Source organism: Arthrobacter sp. SD1074B (assembly GCF_056780195.1).
In genome coordinates this window covers 3,386,738-3,404,003 of the sequence record NZ_JBRAZT010000001.1, presented here as the reverse complement: position 1 = coordinate 3,404,003, position 17,266 = coordinate 3,386,738, and the positions used below count along the sequence as shown (strand labels likewise).

Here is a 17,266-nt window from a genome sequence, read left to right as displayed (position 1 = left end):
GATCGGCCGGGGACGGCTACATCCAGCCCGGGACGACCATCACCAGCCAGGCGATGGCCGGCCCGGCGACGACGACGACGCCGCTGTAGGCGAGGATCTGCTTGTAGAACTTGTCCTTGTCCACGTCCTCCGGCGCGTTGGCGAGCACAAGGGCGCCGTTGGTGGAGAACGGCGAGACGTCCACGATCGTGGAGGAAACGGCGAGTGCGGCGATGACGCCAATGGCCCCGATTTCACCGCTGGCCAGGAAGGGAACCGCCAGCGGAATGAGCGCGGCCAGGATGGCGGTGGAGGAAGCGAAGGCGGAGACGATGCCGCCGATGTAGCAGATCAGCAGGGCTGCAAGCAGGGGCATGCCGAGGTCGGCGACGCTGTTGGAGACGAACTTGATGGTGCCGGCTTCTTCGAGGACGCCGACGAAGGTCAGCATGCCGCAGATGAGCAGTACGGTGGACCAGCTGATCTTGTTCACGGCCCCCTTCTGGGCCTCGGGTGAGACCAGGGCCAGGATGATGGCGATGGTGATGGAGACGAATCCGACGTCGACCTTGAACCCGAGTGAGATCACGGCCAGGGCGATCAGGCCCAGGACGGTGATGATCTGCGGTACGGTCGCCCGGGCGCCGCCGGCGGTGGCGGTCTTGTCTGCGCCGCCGGTGGAAACGTCCGCACTGCTGCCCTTGGCGGACACGCTGGCGGGGGAAATGTCAGAACCGGAGCCCTGCAGGGTGACGCCGGCAGCGCGGGCGCCGACGCTGACCTTCATGCGGGTCTCGGCCGCCTGCTCGATGAACTGCCCGGTCTTCGAGGAGAGCAGCTTGTTGCCGCCAAGGACCATGAAAAGCACGAGCGCGATGACGAGGTTGAAGAAGAAGCTCGCCAGGAAGATGGCCATCGGGCTCGCCGCGAGGTCCGTCTTGGCGATGATGCCGTTGACCGTGACGCCGTAGACGGCGATCGGGGAGAAACCGCCCGCCTGGGCGCCGTGGATCACCATCATGCCCATCATGAGCGGGTTGATCTTGTGCTTCGCTGCGAAGCTCAGGGCGATCGGCGCGATAATGGCGACGGCGGCCGGGGAGAGCGCGCCCACAGCGGTGATCAGCGCGGTGATGGCGAACATGACCCACGGAATGAGCGCGACCTTGCTGCCCACCATCCGCACGGCACCCCGGACAAGGAGGTCAATGGTGCCGTTGTTCTGCGCAATGGCGAAGAGGTAGGTGACACCAACGATCGTCAGGAACAGCCCGCCGGGGAAATTGGCCAGGATGTCGTTGGTGGACATGCCGAGGAAAACCGAGCCAAGCAGGAAGGCGCCGACAAAGGCCAGCGCACCCATGTTGAGGGGCAGCACCGTGGCCAGCAGGAACATCACCGCCAGGACGATGATGGAAAGCACGGGAGCGGACATCTTTGTTCCTCCGGGGAATAGTGTGATGTGGATTACAGGACTACTGGCCTAGCCTCTTAGACAGTAGGTGAGTTTGTCAATACGCCGCCGGGATAGGATGGGCGTGTCGCTATATCGGGAGGATGTTGAAGATGGCAAAGAAGTCTGAGGTCCCGGAGATATCCCGCGTGTCCAGGCCGCGCCTGTACGAGCAGCTCGTGGCGCAGCTTCTGGACTTCATCGAGTCGGCGCAGCTCGGCCCCGGCGACCTCCTGCCGGCCGAGCGGGACCTGGCGGAACGGCTCGGGGTCTCCCGCGCCACGCTGGCCCAGGCGCTCGTGGCGCTGGAGGTCCTTGGCGTGATCGACGTCCAGCACGGCACCGGAGCCGTGCTGGTCTACCGACCGAACGTCCCCGCGGTGATCAGGGGCCTGCGCGAACACCGCAGCAGGCTTCCGGAGATCGTCGAGGCCCGCAGCACCTTGGAGGTCAAGCTCGCCGAACTGGCGGCCGCGCGGCGGACGGACCAAGACATGCAGGCGATCGATGCGGCGATTGACGTGATGGCCGAGGAGGTGGCCGCCGGCTCAAAGGGTGCGCGGGGCGATGAACTCTTCCATCAGGCCGTCACGGCCGCCGCCCACTCCGCGGTGCTGGGCCAGCTGATGGCCTTCATCGCGGAAATGATCCTGGAGACGCGGCTCGAATCCCTAGGGCAGCCGGGGCGCCCCGAGCAGTCCATCGCCTCGCACCGGAAGATTGCCGACGCGATCCGGGTGCAGGATGCCCCTGGCGCTGCCGCCGCCATGTTGGCCCACATCGAGATGGTGTCCGACGTCGACCTGCTCAAATAGCTAGCGGCGCAGGCCCGGGGCGGCTCGGGGCTTAGCCGTTGTAGCCCTCGACCTGCGTGACGGGGCGCGTCTGCGCGTCATCCGGGTTCTCGCCGTACTGACGCTTGGCCCGACGCTGCCGCAACAGGTCCCAGCACTGGTCCAGATCCTCCTCGAGCTGCCGGAGCCGCAGCCGGTCGGGGACGTGGTCATGGTCGGGGCTCGCGGATTCGGCGCGCTCCCGGAGCTCACGTTCCTCGTCCACCAGTGAGGTGATGCGCTGGAGGATATCCCGTTCGTCCATGGTGTCCTGCTTTCTGCGGTCCTGAAGCTGTGCGTACCCGCCAGCGTAACCACGGGCGGTCGCCGTGACCAGAGGCTGGCCGGTGCGCGGAACCCGACAGCCCAAAGACATAGTCAGCTTGCTTATTATTTTCCGGCTTCCTAGAGTTGTTTCTGTAAGGCACCAATCTCTCCGCGTGGGACATGAGTGGCCGCACGGCCGCCGGACCCTCGCGCTGGCCAGAGGAGGACACATGTCGGAACACAACATTGCAGGCAAGAAGGTCGCGTTTCTGCTGACGGACGGCGTCGAGCAGATTGAGCTGACCAGCCCGTGGAACGCGGTCAAGGACGCTGGCGGAGAACCCACCCTCGTGGCGCCCAAGAGCGGAAAGCTGCAGGGCTACGACGGGACGGACAAGGGGGAGACGTTCGACGTCGACCTCACCGTCGACCAGGCCAACGCCTCGGACTTCCACGCCCTGGTGATTCCGGGCGGCGTCGTGAACGCGGACCATCTGCGCGCGGACAAGGGCGCCCAGGCCTTCGCGCGCGGCTTCTTCGAGCAGCACAAGCCGGTGGCCTCAATTTGCCACGGCCCTTGGCTGCTGATCGACGCCGGCGTGGTGAACGGACGGAACCTGACCTCCTACTACACGCTGGAGACCGACCTCAAGAATGCGGGCGCCAACTGGACTGATGAGGAAGTGGTGGTCGACCAAGGCCTGGTAACCAGCCGGAACCCCGACGATCTGCCGGCTTTCAACGACAAGCTGCTGGAAGAAATCGCCGAGGGCGAGCACGCCGGCCAGACCGCCTAGGCGGCCGCCGCCCGCCGCCGGGGGCGGCTCCCCTGGCGGTGGGCGGGCTCTATGAAGTGGGCCCGGTTTCGGGCAGGATATGCCTGTAAGCTGCGCCGGTACGGGCGTTGCCGTTCGCCAGTCCCGCCGCCACCCGCTGCTACCAAGGAGTCCCGGATATGACCACGCTCAACCCCTACCTTGGCTTCCGCGACAACGCGAGGGAGGCCATGACCTTCTACCAGTCCGTGTTCGGCGGGGAGCTGAACATGAGCACTTTCGCCGAGTTCCAGGCCAGTGAGGACCCTGCCGAGCAGGACAAGATCATGCACGCGATGCTGACCGGTGACAAGGGACTGGTGCTGATGGGAGCCGACACTCCCAACAGCATGGACTACACGCCCGGCAACAATTTCTCGGTGTCCCTCAGCGGAACCGACGAGTCCGAACTCCGCGGTTACTGGGACAAGCTCTCCGACGGCGGCACAGTGACCATGCCGCTGGAGCGGGCCCCGTGGGGCGACACCTTCGGCATGTGCAAGGACAAGTTCGGGGTGGACTGGCTGGTCAACATCGCCCCGGCTGCCGGTTAGCACTGCCGGCGGCGGCTGCTCAGTCGGGGGTGGTGTCGGTGGTGAGGCCGCGGTCGTCGGCTGTCTTTTCGTCGTCTTCCTCGGCCGGCCCCGGCACCTTCTGGGTGTCGCCCTCGGGAGGTGCCTGACCTGCCGGGGCGCCTTTTTCCGGGGCGTCCGGCGCCGTGCCGGCGGAACCCGCGCCGCTTTCTTCGCGCGGAATAGGCTTCTCGCCGCCCTCCACCCCGTCGCTCACGATGTCTTCAGGTTCGATCGGCTTGCTGCTCATGCGTTCCTCCGATGGTGGGCTGCGCCGGGGGTTTCGCCCCGGGATGCTCCACACCAAGGTACAGGGGCGCCGCGCCCCCGTACAGGCCGACGGCAGCAGGCTCTGGCGCGCCACGGGCGCCGGTACTAGAGTCTCGCCATGAACCAGGATCCGGTGGCGACGAACCCGGGCTTGTACCGGGTGGTATTCGAAAATGAACGCGTGCGCGTGCTGGAGTACACGGACCAGCCCGGGGAGAAGACCGTCCGGCATTCGCATCCCGACAGCGTGATGATCACGCTCAGCAGCTTCCGTCGGCGGCTCTCTGCCAACGGCAGGGAGGTCGACGTCGAGCTCCCCTCGGGGCTGGCGCGCTGGCTGCCCGCGCAGTCCCACTCGGGCGAGAACACCGGCGATACCGAGACGCACACAATCTTCGTCGAGCTCAAGGACCCTGCCCCAGGGCGCGAAGGCGCTGAAGAGCCGCTCGGTCCGGCGACCAGCTAGCGGCGGCCGCCCTTTAGACGGTTTCCCGCGCCCACGTCGAGCCGCGGGCCGGGCCCGCAGGGAACCGGGCGGGCCGGAGCTTGCACGGTACGCCAGCTTGTTCGGCCCGCGCATGACCCGTCATCTGTCAGTATGCTTACTAGACGACGAACAGAAACGAGACCCACCATGAGCAGGCCCGTGCGGATCGAGGTCGAGGCCGCTGGCCACCTGGGCCACGTCTTTGCCTCCCGGCGGCCGGCGGGAGCGACGGCGGCCGGGCCCGCCGTCGTGCTCCTCCACGGGATCGGGGCCTCGCACCGTTACCTGCGCCGGCTGCACGGGCTGCTCGCTGATTCGGTCGACACGTTTTCGGTCGACTTGCCGGGCTTCGGGGCCACGCCCACGCCGGAGCATTCGCTCACCGTTGCGGAGCAGGCCACCTACCTCCTTGGAGCGCTCGAGCAGCTTGGAGTGCTGGAGTTCGTGGTGGTGGGGCACTCGATGGGCACCCAGTTCGCGGTGGAAGCCGCCCTGCAGCAGCCGCACCGGATCCCCCATCTGGTGCTGATGGGGCCGGTGGTGAATGACCGGCGGCCGACCGTGGCGCAGCAGGCCCTGGCGCTGGGCCGCGACTGCCTGTTCTTCGAGAGCCCGTCGTCCAACGCCCTGGTTTTCACGGATTATGTTCGCTGCGGACCGGGCTGGTACCTCAAGAACCTGCGGATCATGATGGACTACCGCCTCGAGGAACGGATTAGCGCTGTGAGCGCCCCCGTCCTCGTGCTGCGGGGCGCGAACGACCCGGTGGCTCCGGCGGACTGGTGCCGGCGCCTTGCCGCCCGGGCGACCACCGCGCAGGTCTTGGAAATCGAGGGTACCGGGCACGTGGTCCAGCACAACCGAGCCGTCGAGGTTGCCGGCTCCATCCTCGCCTTCGCCGGCATCGCAGCCGATGAAAGCGAAGCGCCCCAAGGGTTCACCGCGTGAGCACGCCCGTCCAGGTCGCTGGCTGGTGGGCCCGGGACTATGTTTACGCCGTCGGCCGGCAGTTGCGCAGTGCGGTCTCCCGCGTCAGTCCCGACGAGTTCCTCAGTGGCACAGGACGGCCCGTCCTCGTCATCCCCGGCATCTACGAGGACTGGCGCTTTATGCTGCCGCTGATCCGGGAGCTGCACGCGGCCGGGCATCCCGTACACGTAGTGACCGTACTGCAGCGCAACCGGTTGGCGGTACCGAAAGCCGCGGCCCTGATCGCCGACTACCTCCACCAACGCGACCTCAGGGACACCATGATTGTGGCGCACAGCAAGGGCGGGCTGATCGGCAAGTACACCATGATGTTGCTGGACCAGACGCGACGCATTACCCGGATGGTGGCCGTGTGCTCCCCGTTCTTAGGATCCCGCTACGCGAGCTACATGCTGTTGCCGAGCCTGCGGGCCTTGTCGCCGCGCAACGCCGTAACCTTGCAGCTGTCCCGCGAGCAAAGCGTCAACGAACGCATCACCTCGGTCTACGGCCTCTTCGATCCGCACATCCCGGAGGGCAGCGTGCTTCCCGGAGCGCACAACATCCAACTGAATACCGGCGGCCATTTCCGGATCCTTGCCGACGAGGACACCATCCGCACCGTGCTGGCGGAAGCTGGCGCACCGGCCGCGTTGTGAGCGGTCCGGCCGCCTAGTCCTCGAAGTGGGTCCGCGCCGGGCCCTGGCCCAGGCCGTCCACGATCGCGGAGGCGACGGCGTGCAGCTTGACGTTGCGGGTGCTGGAGGCGGTCCGGAGCAGATCGAATGCTTCCGCCTGGCTGCAGCGGTTCTGCGCCATGATGATGCCCACGGCGACGTCGATCGCGGTGCGGCTCTCCAGCGTCGCCTTGAGGTTGTCCGCCGTGTCGCTGAAGTTCGCGAAACGCACGGCCAGCCCGAGCGCCATGGTCGTCTGGCTCACGAAAACCCTCGCCAGTTCCTGGGCGCGCTCGTCGAAGCGGTGCGGCCGGTGCGAATAGAGGTTCAGTGCTGCCCGGGTTTCGCCGTCGAGCAGGAACGGCACCGCAAGAATGGAACGCATGCCGTGTTCACGGACCCTGGCCGCGCACTGGGGCCACCGCGTGTCTTCGTCCAGGTCGGCAATGTGCACTGTTTCCTGTTCCCGGGAGGCCGTAACGCAGGGGCCGTCGTTGAAGCCGTACTGGATTTCGTCCATGGCCTGTGCGGCCGGGCTGCTGCTGGCCACGGTGGCGGCTTTCCGCTGCCGGAGCAAGGTGATCCCGCACAGGATTTCGTCACCCGGTTCGGAAAGGATGCGCGCCGAAACCCGGGCCAATTCGCCGAGGAATTCCTCCACATCGGCGCTGTTCAACACGAGCTGCTGCAGGTGTTGGGTGATCGATGTTGCCGTTGACTCGCTTGCCACTATTCCTTGATGCCGTTTCGCTCGGGTCGAATCGACCCGGCGGGCGGCGCCCCACAGCACGGAATGTGGCGGTGGTAAGCGGCAGCTAAGCCGGATCGAAGAACTATCCAACGGCCTTCTGCTAAACCGTACCGAAAAAAATTATATACAGGACTGTGCCCGCATTTTGCCGGGAGATTCGCCAGCCCGCGGGCGGGGATTCCCGGCCCGCCCGGCGGGGCCGCTCGCTGGCCGACCGCACCCCCGGTGACTCGCCCCAGCTCCCGACGTAGTCTTAGCCGTATCGCGAGGTAACCGGACGGATTCTGGATGCAACAGCTCGAAACGCGGGAGTCCGCCTCCCCGCCGTTGACCATCGCCGACGCCGCGCGCGCCGACGGTGCCACGGTGCTCGGCCTGCTGGGTTCAGGCCCCGGCGGCCTGGCCGAAGCGGAGGCCGACGAGCGGCTCCAGGCGCTGGGGCCGAACGCGGTCCGGACGCATGCGGCAAGCGGCTGGTCCGTGCTGGGCCGGCAGTTCCGCAGCCCCATCCTGATCCTGCTGCTCATCACCGCAGCGCTCTCGCTCTCGCTGGGGGACGCGACCAACTCCATCGTGATCGGCGTGATCCTGCTTGTCAGTGTGGGCCTGGGGTTCAGCAATGAATTCCGCGCCGAACGCGCGGCCGAGGCGCTGCATTCGCGCGTCACGCACACCGCCGTCGTGCTCCGCGACGGGGCCGCCCGCGAGGTGGAGGTGACCGCCCTGGTTCCCGGCGACGTCGTGCAGCTGGGGCTGGGTGCGATCATCCCGGCCGACCTGCGCCTGCTGGCGGTCAAGGACCTGCTCTGCGACGAGAGCATCCTGACCGGGGAGTCGCTGCCGGTCGGCAAGGATCCCGCCCCCGTGGCCGGCGGCGCGGCGCTGGGGGACCTGACGTCCTGCCTGTTCATGGGCACCGTGGTCCAGTCCGGTAGCTGCACCGGGGTGGTGGTGGCGACCGGCGGCCGGGCCGAATTCGGCCGGATCGCCCTAGGCCTGGGCGAACGGCAACCGCAGACCGAATTCCAGCTCGGGCTCAAGCGCTTCTCCTTCCTGCTGCTGCAGGTGGCGGTCGTCCTGACGTCGCTGATCTTCATCGCCAACCTGCTGCTCCAGCGCCCGGTCATCGATTCACTGCTCTTTTCCCTGGCCATCGCCGTCGGCATCACCCCGCAGCTGCTGCCCGCCGTCGTCAGCACCAGCCTGGCCACGGGCACCCGGCAGCTGGCCAAACGCAAGGTGCTGGTCAAACGGCTGGTCTGCATCGAGGACCTCGGCGACATGGACATCCTGGTCACGGACAAGACCGGAACCCTCACGGAGGGCAGGATCAGCCTCACGGCCGCCCTGCCCGTGGCTGCCGGCCTGTCCGCGGATCAGCTGTTCACCCTGGGGTTGCTCGCCACCGAGGCGGACTACGCGGAAGCCAAGCGGTCCGTCATCGGGCAGAACCCGCTGGACGCTGCGCTGTGGGAGTCGCCGGGTGCCGCGGCTTTCGAGCCGTCGCGCTTCGAACGGCTCGACGTGATCGATTTTGACCACCAGCGTCGGCGGACCAGCGTGCTGGTCCGCGACGCCGGCGGCCCCGCCCGGATCATCACCAAGGGCTCGCCGGAGGACGTCCTGGCACTGTGCGGCGCCACTCCGGCCAGCGTGCAGGCCCTGCTGGACGAACAGTTCGACGCCGGATCGCGCGTGGTGGCCGTGGCCACCCGGGCCGCCGCCGGCATGGACGACATGTCGCCGGCCGACGAAAAGGAGCTGGTCCTGGCCGGGTTCCTGGTCTTCCTCGACCGGCCCAAAGCCAACGCGCGGGAATCCCTGGACCGGTTGGAGGCCCTCGGCATCACGGTCAAGATCGCCACCGGGGACAACGCCAAGGTGGTCGAGAAGGTGTGCGACGAACTCGGCGTGCTCTCCGGCGGGACCATCACCGGTGCCGAGGCGGAGGCAATGTCCGATCCGGAGCTCAGCGCCGCCGCACGCGAGGCCAGCATCTTCGCCCGCGTCTCCCCGGAGCAGAAGGCCCGGATCATCCGGCTGCTGCGCCAGAGCGGCGGAGCCGTCGGGTTCATGGGCGACGGCGTCAACGATGCGCTCGCGCTGCACCAGGCGGACATCGGCGTGTCCGTCGACAGCGCCACCGACGTGGCCAAGGACGCCGCCGACGTCGTACTGCTGGACAAGGACCTCGGCGTGCTGGCCGATGGTGTCATGGAAGGCCGCCGGATCTTCGCCAACACCATCAAGTACGTCCTGATGGGCACCTCCAGCAACTTCGGCAACATGTTCAGCGCCGCAACGGCGTCCGTGGTGCTGAGCTTCCTGCCGATGCTGCCGGGGCAGATCCTGCTCAACAACCTGCTGTACGACACCGGCCAGCTGGCCATCCCCGGCGACCGGGTGGACAAGGAGCAGCTGCTCGCGCCGGCCCACTGGAACATCGCCTTCATCCGGCGCTTTATGTTCCTTTTCGGCCCGATCAGCTCGGTCTTCGACTTCGCGACGTTCGCCCTGATGCTGTTCGTCTTCGACGCCGTGCCGGGGGAGTTCCGGGCCGGCTGGTTCATCGAGTCGATCGCGACGCAGACGCTCATCATCTTTGCGATCCGGACCCGCCGCGTTCCCTTCCTGCGCAGCCGCCCGTCCCTGGGACTGCTGGGAGCCTCGCTGGGCGTGGTGGCCCTGGGCGTCTATCTTCCGTTGTCCCCGCTCGGCGCCGTCCTGGGCTTCGATCCGCTCCCGGTGCCCTTCTTCCTGGCCCTGCTGGGCATGACGGTGGTGTACCTGGTGCTGGTGGAATTGGCGAAGCAATGGTTCTTCTCCCGGGCGGCCCAGCAGCCCGCCGCGCCGGTGCTGCCCAGGGTTCGGCGCCGGGGCAAGGACCACCACGTTGCCCGCCGCGCCGCGCGCTTCAGCACCACGGCGGCGGCCACCCGGCACGCCCGCCGGTCCCCGCTGGCGCCCCGGCGGGGAAGGCCCGTCCGGCGCAAACGAAACCGGGTACAAGGGCCCTCACATCCCCGGAACTCCTGACGGATAGTGAAGGAAGCGGGCCACCTGGTCCGATGCCCGGATTGGGGGGCGCATCGCAGGACGAGTCCGACTGCCGGCGCCCGATTGGAAAGCCAAGACGATGAGCATTTTTGAAGACAGGGTTGACGCCGGGCGGCAGCTGGGGCGGCGCCTGTCGGACCTGCGAGGCCAGGACATCGTGGTCCTTGGCCTTCCCCGCGGTGGCGTCCCGGTCGCGTTCGAGGTTGCCGCCGCCCTGGACGCGCCCCTGGACGTGATCGTGGTGCGGAAACTTGGGCTGCCGTACCAGCCCGAACTGGCGATGGGGGCGATCGGCGAAGGCGGGGCAAGGGTGCTCGAGGAGCATGTGCTGGCGCAGTCGCGGGTCAGCGAGCAGGAACTGCAGGCCGTCGAGGAGCGCGAACGGGCCGTGCTCGAGGACCGGGTGGCGCGGTTCCGGAAGGGCCGCGGCCGCCAGGACCTGACCGGTCGCATCGCGGTGATCGTCGACGACGGAATCGCCACCGGGTCCACCGCCCGGGTTGCCTGCCGGATCGCCCGGAAGCTTGGCGCCGCGCGCGTGATTCTGGCAGTTCCCGTGGCGCCGGCCGACACCCTGGCCAGCCTGAGCGAACCCGACGAAGTGGTCTGCCTGGCCACCCCCCGGCACTTTTCCGCCGTCGGATACCACTACCGTGACTTCTCACCCACCGAGGACGACGAGGTAGTCCAGTTGCTCGACGCCGCCGCCCGGCGGCTGCGGGATTCGTCCCGGCCAGCCGTGGCGGCGAAGGGATCCGGGGACCCGGGCGAATCCGACGAGGAAGTGGAGATCCCATCCCGGGGTGTCCGGCTCCAGGGCCAGCTGCACCTTCCCGTGCCGGCCCGCGGCGTGGTGGTTTTCGCGCACGGCAGCGGCAGCAGCCGGCACAGCCCGCGCAACCGCTTCGTGGCCAGCGTGCTCCAGCGCGCCGGGCTGGGTACCCTGCTGCTGGATTTGCTGACCCCGGCGGAGGAACGCAACCGCGCCAACGTCTTCGATATCGAGCTGCTGGCGCGCAGGCTGTCCTCGGCCACGGACTGGCTGGGCACCCGCGAGGACACCGCTTCCTGCGCCATCGGGTATTTCGGCGCCAGTACCGGGGCGGGAGCTGCACTGTGGTCCGCCTCCGAACCGTCCGCCCGGATCGCCGCCGTCGTATCCCGCGGCGGACGCCCCGACCTGGCCGGGCCGCGGCTTTCCGCCGTCCGCGCGCCCACGCTGTTGATCGTGGGCAGCTTCGACTACGAGGTGCTGGAGCTGAACCGCAAGGCCAAGGCCATGATGCGGTGCCTGAACCAGCTGGCCGTGGTCCAGGGCGCCACGCACCTGTTCGAGGAACCCGGTACGCTGGCCGCGGCAGCCATCCTCGCCAGGGACTGGTTCGCCAAGTACCTGCTGACCGTGACCGAACCGACAAGCCAGGAGTGATCCATGAGCTACACCTACACCGCCGTCGTCCCGCTGAGCTGGGCAGACGCCGTCGAAAAGACCCGCGCCGCCCTGGCGGAGCAGGGTTTCGGGATCCTCTCCGAGATCAACGTTCGCGACACTTTCGCGGCCAAACTCGGCGACGACGCCGCGCAGGCCCTGGGCGACTACGTGATCCTGGGCGCCTGCAACCCGCAACTGGCGAGCCGTGCCCTTGCGGCCGAGCCGGAAATGGGGGCCTTGCTGCCGTGCAACGTGGTGGTCCGCCGCGGTCCGGGTGCGGCCGGAACGACGGTGCACGCGATCGATCCGCAGACCATGGTGCAACTCAGCGACAGCCCCGCGGTCCGTGAGGTGGCGGACGATGCCGGCACCCGGCTCCGCGCGGCCATGGCCCAGCTGGCGGGGGACGCCTAATTTCGCGGCCGCCGCGGCTCTTCTGAGGCCGGCGACGTTCCTGCCCGGTTTTTCGGGTCCGCGGCCGGGGACCGCCGCGGACCCGCAAGGAAACCTCGGCCCCCGGGGGGCCGCGGCCGCCAACAACTGGGCGGGAACGCGTCGGTCAGGCCCAGGGGCGTGCCCTTACTCGCTGTGGCCCTGATCGCGGCTCATCTGGCCCTCGGCCGGCGGTGTCTCACCTGGCGGGACGCCCCCGCCCGGCTCCAGCCCGGTGATTTTGCCGCTGAGTGGATCGGGATTGGGCGAACCTCCCTGGTCGGCGGGCTGGGGCTCCTGGTCGCCGCGCTGCATTGCACCGGGCACGCTTTGCGGACGCGCGGAGCCGCCACCCGGTTTGGGCGGATCGGGGTTGGCCGGGTCATTTTCCGGATGGTAGGTGCTCATGGTCATGCCTTCCCTAGTTTCGGTAACTCTGGACGCTTAATAAGCATGCTGATTATCCTAGCCGTCCGGGCACGAATTCGGCCATGAGCCCTGAAGAGAAACCGGATGAGGGAGCCCTAGGCGCCGTGTGCCTTGTGCTGCCCGTCGTGGCGGGCGCGGTAGGCGTACACCAGGAGGGCAATCCCGGCCAGGATCATGACGGCGGGGACCGCAAAGTCCGCAGCGATGAGCAGCGCCGTGGCCTGCAGAGCGAAAATCGCTCCCAGCACGGCAAGCACGGCGGCCGGGATTAAGGGCCACTTCATCCGGACCGTGTGACCGGCGGTCCGGACCGGGACGAGGGAAATCAGGCCGAAGGTGGCCGCCAGGCCCAGGAACAGGACGGCGGCGACGGGCGTCCCCTGCAGTTCCTGCGGAAGGGCAACGATGGCTGCCAGCGTGAGCATCACCCCGGCGGGGATCAAAGCCCACCAGTTGGACCGTTCACGCAGGTAGACCGCCGCGAATCCCGTTGCCATAAACAGGAACAGGAAGGCTGCGCCCGCGCCTCCGTCCGCGAATTGCGAGGCGGTGATGACCGCGGCCAGGCCCAGGAACACCGAACCAGGGATGGCCGCCCACCAGTTCTCCCGGCTGCGGATGAAGAGGGACAGGAACACCACCCCGACAGCGGCAAAGATTAGCGCCGGCAGATAGGCGGCGCCCTTAACCACGCCGAGCAGGTCCAGCAGCAACAACAGTCCGACCGCCATCAGGACGATGCCGGCGATGATGCTTGCCTGCGCCGATTTCACCCGGCGCCTCCCCAGTTGCGGCGGCGCCTGCCGCGGGGATGCCGGCGCTCCACCCGGGAGCGGATGCCCAGCAGCATTCGGCGCTCCATCAGGAACTGCAGCGGTTCGAGCACCACTCGCAGCGGAATGCCCAGCGGCAACGGTGAATAGTCGTAACGCGTCCGGGACAGCAGCCGCGTACTGCGGACACCCAGCGGCTGCAGCACAAAGGTCCACCCGACATCCAGTCGCGGGCCTCCCGCCGGCGGTCCGTCGTCCGAGACCTCGCCGGTGACCTGCCCGGTTCGCGGGTCCATGGTTCCGCCCAGCGCCAGCACGGCCGACGGCTCGAGCCGCCTGACCGGGACACCGCCGCCGGGGGACAACGGAATAATGTCGCCGACGGCGAGGTGCTGGAACTCGGGCAGGATCCGGTCAGCGCTGTGCATGCCGAGGCCGGCGGCATTCTCCAAGGCGTCGTAGCTGTACATGCCGCCGCGGCCTGCCCCGAGCTGCACGAGCCACGGCCAGACAACCGCCGGCGGGGCAGCGATGCTTACGGCCCGGGTGCTTTGCAGGCGCGGGGTCGGGACGAGTTCGTCTCCCGGCAGCGGACCGGCGGCCTCCTGCGTCGTGGCGCCCCAGCGCAGCAACCGCGGCCGGACGGCGAGGACGTAGCCTGCCGCGGCTCCGGCGGCAACCAGCGCCGCGAACGGCCCTTTCAGCCCGGCAGCAAACGGCGGGCGGGGCGCGGCCTGCGCCGTTCGTCCGCTCATCCGCCGGGCTTGCGTTCGCCGGCCTCCTGGCCGACCACCAGCACCGGGCAATGGGCATGCGCCGCGCAGGCGCTGCTGACCGAGCCCATCACCTGGGCGAGGAAGCCGCCCTGGCCGCGCCGTCCGACGACGAGCAGTTGCGCGTCCCGGCTCTCGTCCACCAACACCTTTGCCGGCGGCCCGAACTTGACCTGCCGCGTGAGCCGCTCAGGGCGGGAATCGCCGAAAGCCCTCTCCAGCGACTGCTCCACCAGGCGTTTGGCGGTCTCCTCAAGTTCGCTGGTTGAGGCGGTGCGCTCCTCCGGAAGGTGCGTTGCGAGGAAGAAATCCGAGGTGCCGAGGCACGTAATCACCTCCAGCGGGGCGTTCAGGCTGGTGGCCATTTGTCCGGCGAGCCGGAGTGCCGTCGTTGAAAACTCGGAGCCGTCCACGCCCACGACTATCCGCTGATCTCCGCTCATGGCACCCACCCTGCCTCCTCCCCCCGGCAGTGCCTAGGGCCAAAGGTCACCGCGCCGGCGTGCGCCCCGCGCCGGTCCGGGATGCACCGGCGCGTGGTCCGTTCTAGGGTGGGGGGAACAGCAGCCGCCCCAGCACGGAGGAGACCCTGATGAGAATTGCAGTTACCGGAGGAAGCGGAAAGCTCGGCAGGAACGTGGTGCGCAGACTCACCGACGACGGCCACCAGGTCACCAACCTGGACCAGTCGGGCGAGCGGGAGCACGGATTCACCCGTGTGGATCTGCGGAACTTCGGGCAGGTGGTCGATGTCATCCTCGGCCTGGATGACCGGCATGAGGGCTTCGACGCGATCGTGCACCTGGCGGCCATCCCGGCCCCCGGCCTTGCCCCGGACGCCGCGACCTTTGAGAACAACATGCAGGCCACCTACAACGTGTTCCAGGCCGCGCGCCGCGCGGGCATCAAAAAGATCGTCTATGCGTCCAGCGAGACGGTGCTGGGACTGCCGTTCGACGTGGACCCTCCCTACATCCCGGTGGACGAGGAGTACCCGGCCCGCCCGGAAAGCACCTATTCGCTGGTCAAGCACCTCGAAGAGCAGATGGCAATCCAACTGACCCGCTGGGACCCCACGCTGAGCATCACCGGGCTGAGGTTCTCCAACGTGATGGACCCGGAGGACTACGAGGAGTTCCCGTCCTTCGACGCCGATGCCCGGCTGCGCAAGTGGAACCTCTGGGGCTATATTGACGGCCGCGACGGCGCGCAGGCTGTGGCCCGCGCGCTGGAACATGGAAGACCGGGCTTCGAGGCCTTTATCATCGCCAACGAGGACACCGTGATGAGCCGCCCCAGCAGCGAACTGGCCGCCGAGGTGTTCCCCAACGTCAAGGTGGTCAAGGAACTCGGCGAGCATGAGACGATGCTCTCGATTGACAAGGCCAAGCGGCTGCTGGGCTACGCCCCGGAACACAGCTGGCGGAACTACCACTCGCTGCGCACCACGCCCACCGAAGACTGATCGGAAGCTTATGGAATACCGCACCCTGGGCGCCAGCGGCGCCGTCGTTTCCAACTAGGCGCTGGGCACCATGACCTTCGGCGCCGAGGCCACCGAGGAGCAGTCCCACGCGATCCTGGACGGTTACCTCGCGGCCGGCGGCAACTTCATCGACACCGCCGATGTCTACGCCGCGGGGGTGTCGGAGGAGATCATCGGCCGCTGGCTGGCCGCGCGGCCGGAGGCCCGGGACCGGGTGGTGCTCGCCACCAAGGCCCGCTTCCCGATGGGACAGGCCCCGAACGACGTCGGCACCTCCCGCCGGCACCTGAACCGCGCCCTGGATGATTCCTTGCGCCGCCTCGGGGTGGAGCAGATCGACCTGTACCAGCTGCACGCCTGGGACCCGATCACGCCCGTGGAAGAATCCCTGCGCTTCCTGCACGACGCCGTCAGCAGCGGAAAAATCGCCTACTACGGCTTTTCGAACTTCCTGGGCTGGCAACTGACCAAGGCCGTGCACGTGGCCAAGGCACACGGCTGGAGCGCCCCGGTAACGCTGCAGCCGCAGTACAGCCTGCTGGTCCGCGAGATCGAGTCGGAGATCGTCCCGGCCTCGCTCGACGCCGGCATCGGCCTGCTGCCCTGGTCGCCGTTGGGCGGAGGCTGGCTCTCCGGCAAGTACACCCGGGACCAGCCGCCCACCGGAGCCACCCGGCTGGGCGAGAATCCCGAGCGCGGCATGGAGGCGTGGAAAGCCAGGAACGCGGACCCGCGCACGTGGGAGATCGTCGAGGCGGTGCATGAGATCGCCGGCCGGCACGGGGCCAGCGACGCCCAGGTGGCCTTGGCCTGGCTGGCTGAGCAGCCGGCGGTGACCTCGGTGATCCTGGGGGTCCGCAGCGCGGAGCAACTGGCCGACAACCTCGCGGCCGCGGGCCTGGCACTGACCGGGGCGGAGCTGGGGCGGCTGAGCGAGGTGAGCCGCCCGCGCGTCGGGGTCTATCCCTACGGCCCGATGGCCCAGGAACAGCGGAGCCGGAAGGTCGCCGGCGGTCGCTAAACCCCCTGGTGGCTGGTCCAGATGTCGCCGATTTCCTCGGTGGACTGCTCCACGATCCGGCGCATGGCCGCGTGGGCGGCGTCTGTCTCGCCGCGCTGGATGGCGCTGGCCACGTCCACGTGCAGCTGGAGCGCCTCGTGCTGGGGCAGGTGCGGCATCAGGCCGTGCTCGGTGCGGCCGGTGAGGACCTCGGCGACCAGGTTGTGCAGCTGGGAAAACATCGGGTTGCCGGAGGCCCGCAGCACGGCGGCGTGGAACTCGATGTCCAGCTGCAGGAAGTCGTCCTGATTGCCCCGCTGGCCCGCGGCCCAGAGCCGGGCGGCCTGGGCGACGAGGTCGCTGCCGGTGTCCCACGACGCCCGTTCGGCGGCGAGCCTAGCGGCCTGCGGCTCAATGGCGCCGCGGAGTTCGTTCAGGGCGCGCAGCTGGTCCACCCGCCGGGACGAGGCCAGCCGCCAGCGGATCACCTGCGGATCGTAAAGGTTCCACGACTCCTCGGGCTGCACCACGGTCCCCAGCCGGCGCCGCGATGCGAGCATGCCCATCGAGGAGAGGACCCGGGTGGCCTCCCGGACCACCGAGCGCGAGACGCCGTGCTGCGCCTCCAGCTCGTCCAGCCGGAGGATCGAGTTCGCCGCCAGGCTCCCCTCGGCGATGGCGAGCCCCAGGTTCTGGACGAGCACGGAGTGCAGGTCTGCCGGGGACGCCGCCTTTGGGGTTTGCATGAATAAATCATACGGGTGGGCACAAGGGGTTGTTTAAGTCTGCTTTATTTCTCTAAGATCGCTGC

The 17,266-nt window shown here is 68.3% G+C and carries 20 protein-coding genes; 11 read left to right on the top strand and 9 right to left on the bottom strand.

What is annotated here, in order from left to right; translation table 11 throughout:
- Positions 1-16 precede the first annotated feature (16 nt).
- Positions 17-1,414 (bottom strand): SLC13 family permease, encoded by a 1,398-nt coding sequence (locus ACUYM2_RS15870; protein WP_481600925.1) that lies wholly within the window; start codon positions 1,412-1,414, stop codon positions 17-19.
- A gap of 131 nt (positions 1,415-1,545) precedes the next feature.
- Here ACUYM2_RS15870 and ACUYM2_RS15865 point away from each other — a divergent pair, with 131 nt between their 5' ends.
- A complete protein-coding gene (locus ACUYM2_RS15865) occupies positions 1,546-2,247 on the top strand; it encodes a FadR/GntR family transcriptional regulator (protein ID WP_481600924.1) in 702 nt (233 codons plus the stop codon).
- Positions 2,248-2,278: 31 nt separating this feature from the next.
- Here ACUYM2_RS15865 and ACUYM2_RS15860 read toward each other — a convergent pair whose 3' ends face one another.
- Complete coding sequence (locus ACUYM2_RS15860) at positions 2,279-2,530, bottom strand: DUF2630 family protein (RefSeq protein ID WP_481600923.1); 252 nt, start codon at positions 2,528-2,530, stop codon at positions 2,279-2,281.
- 232 nt (positions 2,531-2,762) lie between these two features.
- Between ACUYM2_RS15860 and ACUYM2_RS15855 the strand changes: the two genes are divergently transcribed.
- Both ACUYM2_RS15855 and ACUYM2_RS15850 read left to right on the top strand, forming a co-directional pair.
- Complete coding sequence (locus ACUYM2_RS15855) at positions 2,763-3,329, top strand: type 1 glutamine amidotransferase domain-containing protein (RefSeq protein ID WP_481600922.1); 567 nt, start codon at positions 2,763-2,765, stop codon at positions 3,327-3,329.
- A gap of 158 nt (positions 3,330-3,487) precedes the next feature.
- A complete protein-coding gene (locus ACUYM2_RS15850) occupies positions 3,488-3,901 on the top strand; it encodes a VOC family protein (protein WP_481600921.1) in 414 nt (137 codons plus the stop codon).
- A gap of 19 nt (positions 3,902-3,920) precedes the next feature.
- Here ACUYM2_RS15850 and ACUYM2_RS15845 read toward each other — a convergent pair whose 3' ends face one another.
- Positions 3,921-4,169: a hypothetical protein gene (locus ACUYM2_RS15845; protein ID WP_481600920.1), complete on the bottom strand. Its 249-nt coding sequence runs from the start codon at positions 4,167-4,169 to the stop codon at positions 3,921-3,923.
- Positions 4,170-4,307: 138 nt separating this feature from the next.
- Between ACUYM2_RS15845 and ACUYM2_RS15840 the strand changes: the two genes are divergently transcribed.
- The 3 genes from ACUYM2_RS15840 (at position 4,308) to ACUYM2_RS15830 (ending at position 6,304) form a co-directional block, all read left to right on the top strand.
- Positions 4,308-4,655, top strand: coding sequence for a cupin domain-containing protein (locus ACUYM2_RS15840; RefSeq protein WP_481600919.1), 348 nt, complete (start codon positions 4,308-4,310; stop codon positions 4,653-4,655).
- Between the two features lie 168 nt (positions 4,656-4,823).
- The gene (locus ACUYM2_RS15835) at positions 4,824-5,624 is read left to right on the top strand and encodes an alpha/beta fold hydrolase (RefSeq protein ID WP_481600918.1); all 801 of its coding nucleotides are present in this window, start codon (positions 4,824-4,826) and stop codon (positions 5,622-5,624) included.
- Positions 5,621-6,304 carry an esterase/lipase family protein gene (locus tag ACUYM2_RS15830; protein ID WP_481600917.1) on the top strand — a complete coding sequence of 228 codons (684 nt, stop codon included), beginning with the start codon at positions 5,621-5,623 and terminating at the stop codon, positions 6,302-6,304. Before ACUYM2_RS15835 ends, ACUYM2_RS15830 begins: the two co-directional genes overlap by 4 nt.
- A gap of 13 nt (positions 6,305-6,317) precedes the next feature.
- Here ACUYM2_RS15830 and ACUYM2_RS15825 read toward each other — a convergent pair whose 3' ends face one another.
- Positions 6,318-7,052, bottom strand: coding sequence for a GAF and ANTAR domain-containing protein (locus tag ACUYM2_RS15825; RefSeq protein ID WP_481600916.1), 735 nt, complete (start codon positions 7,050-7,052; stop codon positions 6,318-6,320).
- Between the two features lie 309 nt (positions 7,053-7,361).
- Here ACUYM2_RS15825 and mgtA point away from each other — a divergent pair, with 309 nt between their 5' ends.
- The 3 genes from mgtA to ACUYM2_RS15810 all read left to right on the top strand — a co-directional run bounded on the left by mgtA (position 7,362) and on the right by ACUYM2_RS15810 (position 11,976).
- Positions 7,362-10,109, top strand: coding sequence for a magnesium-translocating P-type ATPase (gene mgtA, locus ACUYM2_RS15820; protein WP_481600915.1), 2,748 nt, complete (start codon positions 7,362-7,364; stop codon positions 10,107-10,109).
- Positions 10,110-10,209: 100 nt separating this feature from the next.
- Positions 10,210-11,559, top strand: coding sequence for a phosphoribosyltransferase family protein (locus ACUYM2_RS15815; protein WP_481600914.1), 1,350 nt, complete (start codon positions 10,210-10,212; stop codon positions 11,557-11,559).
- 3 nt (positions 11,560-11,562) lie between these two features.
- The gene (locus ACUYM2_RS15810; RefSeq protein WP_481600913.1) at positions 11,563-11,976 is read left to right on the top strand and encodes a DUF302 domain-containing protein; all 414 of its coding nucleotides are present in this window, start codon (positions 11,563-11,565) and stop codon (positions 11,974-11,976) included.
- Positions 11,977-12,141: 165 nt separating this feature from the next.
- On the opposite strand, the gene ACUYM2_RS15805 is transcribed toward ACUYM2_RS15810, so the two are convergent.
- From ACUYM2_RS15805 to ACUYM2_RS15790, 4 genes are all read right to left on the bottom strand, one after another.
- Positions 12,142-12,402, bottom strand: coding sequence for a DUF6480 family protein (locus ACUYM2_RS15805; RefSeq protein ID WP_481600912.1), 261 nt, complete (start codon positions 12,400-12,402; stop codon positions 12,142-12,144).
- A gap of 116 nt (positions 12,403-12,518) precedes the next feature.
- A complete protein-coding gene (locus ACUYM2_RS15800; RefSeq protein ID WP_481600911.1) occupies positions 12,519-13,196 on the bottom strand; it encodes a hypothetical protein in 678 nt (225 codons plus the stop codon).
- Positions 13,193-13,951 (bottom strand): SRPBCC family protein, encoded by a 759-nt coding sequence (locus ACUYM2_RS15795; RefSeq protein ID WP_481600910.1) that lies wholly within the window; start codon positions 13,949-13,951, stop codon positions 13,193-13,195. The genes ACUYM2_RS15800 and ACUYM2_RS15795 overlap by 4 nt, the downstream gene beginning before the upstream one ends.
- Positions 13,948-14,412 (bottom strand): universal stress protein, encoded by a 465-nt coding sequence (locus tag ACUYM2_RS15790; RefSeq protein WP_481600909.1) that lies wholly within the window; start codon positions 14,410-14,412, stop codon positions 13,948-13,950. Before ACUYM2_RS15790 ends, ACUYM2_RS15795 begins: the two co-directional genes overlap by 4 nt.
- Before the next feature lie 149 nt (positions 14,413-14,561).
- Here ACUYM2_RS15790 and ACUYM2_RS15785 point away from each other — a divergent pair, with 149 nt between their 5' ends.
- Both ACUYM2_RS15785 and ACUYM2_RS15780 read left to right on the top strand, forming a co-directional pair.
- Positions 14,562-15,434 (top strand): NAD-dependent epimerase/dehydratase family protein, encoded by an 873-nt coding sequence (locus tag ACUYM2_RS15785; protein WP_481600908.1) that lies wholly within the window; start codon positions 14,562-14,564, stop codon positions 15,432-15,434.
- Between the two features lie 70 nt (positions 15,435-15,504).
- Complete coding sequence (locus ACUYM2_RS15780) at positions 15,505-16,476, top strand: aldo/keto reductase (RefSeq protein ID WP_481600907.1); 972 nt, start codon at positions 15,505-15,507, stop codon at positions 16,474-16,476.
- On the opposite strand, the gene ACUYM2_RS15775 is transcribed toward ACUYM2_RS15780, so the two are convergent.
- Positions 16,473-17,201 (bottom strand): FadR/GntR family transcriptional regulator, encoded by a 729-nt coding sequence (locus ACUYM2_RS15775; RefSeq protein ID WP_481600906.1) that lies wholly within the window; start codon positions 17,199-17,201, stop codon positions 16,473-16,475. The two genes, ACUYM2_RS15780 and ACUYM2_RS15775, sit on opposite strands and share 4 nt — an antisense overlap.
- Between the last annotated feature and the right edge of the window lie 65 nt (positions 17,202-17,266).

What these genes read in the sequence shown, in the direction of transcription:
- ACUYM2_RS15810 (WP_481600913.1), top strand. Translation starts at nt 11,563, where the DNA reads ATGAGCTACACCTACACCGCCGTCGTCCCGCTGAGCTGGGCAGACGCC.
- ACUYM2_RS15845 (WP_481600920.1), bottom strand. Translation starts at nt 4,169, where the DNA reads ATGAGCAGCAAGCCGATCGAACCTGAAGACATCGTGAGCGACGGGGTG.
- ACUYM2_RS15795 (WP_481600910.1), bottom strand. Translation starts at nt 13,951, where the DNA reads ATGAGCGGACGAACGGCGCAGGCCGCGCCCCGCCCGCCGTTTGCTGCC.
- ACUYM2_RS15780 (WP_481600907.1), top strand. Translation starts at nt 15,505, where the DNA reads ATGACCTTCGGCGCCGAGGCCACCGAGGAGCAGTCCCACGCGATCCTG.
- ACUYM2_RS15785 (WP_481600908.1), top strand. Translation starts at nt 14,562, where the DNA reads ATGAGAATTGCAGTTACCGGAGGAAGCGGAAAGCTCGGCAGGAACGTG.
- ACUYM2_RS15805 (WP_481600912.1), bottom strand. Translation starts at nt 12,402, where the DNA reads ATGAGCACCTACCATCCGGAAAATGACCCGGCCAACCCCGATCCGCCC.
- ACUYM2_RS15790 (WP_481600909.1), bottom strand. Translation starts at nt 14,412, where the DNA reads ATGAGCGGAGATCAGCGGATAGTCGTGGGCGTGGACGGCTCCGAGTTT.
- ACUYM2_RS15870 (WP_481600925.1), bottom strand. Translation starts at nt 1,414, where the DNA reads ATGTCCGCTCCCGTGCTTTCCATCATCGTCCTGGCGGTGATGTTCCTG.
- ACUYM2_RS15855 (WP_481600922.1), top strand. Translation starts at nt 2,763, where the DNA reads ATGTCGGAACACAACATTGCAGGCAAGAAGGTCGCGTTTCTGCTGACG.
- ACUYM2_RS15865 (WP_481600924.1), top strand. Translation starts at nt 1,546, where the DNA reads ATGGCAAAGAAGTCTGAGGTCCCGGAGATATCCCGCGTGTCCAGGCCG.
- ACUYM2_RS15775 (WP_481600906.1), bottom strand. Translation starts at nt 17,201, where the DNA reads ATGCAAACCCCAAAGGCGGCGTCCCCGGCAGACCTGCACTCCGTGCTC.
- ACUYM2_RS15850 (WP_481600921.1), top strand. Translation starts at nt 3,488, where the DNA reads ATGACCACGCTCAACCCCTACCTTGGCTTCCGCGACAACGCGAGGGAG.
- ACUYM2_RS15860 (WP_481600923.1), bottom strand. Translation starts at nt 2,530, where the DNA reads ATGGACGAACGGGATATCCTCCAGCGCATCACCTCACTGGTGGACGAG.
- ACUYM2_RS15815 (WP_481600914.1), top strand. Translation starts at nt 10,210, where the DNA reads ATGAGCATTTTTGAAGACAGGGTTGACGCCGGGCGGCAGCTGGGGCGG.
- ACUYM2_RS15840 (WP_481600919.1), top strand. Translation starts at nt 4,308, where the DNA reads ATGAACCAGGATCCGGTGGCGACGAACCCGGGCTTGTACCGGGTGGTA.
- ACUYM2_RS15835 (WP_481600918.1), top strand. Translation starts at nt 4,824, where the DNA reads ATGAGCAGGCCCGTGCGGATCGAGGTCGAGGCCGCTGGCCACCTGGGC.
- mgtA (WP_481600915.1), top strand. Translation starts at nt 7,362, where the DNA reads ATGCAACAGCTCGAAACGCGGGAGTCCGCCTCCCCGCCGTTGACCATC.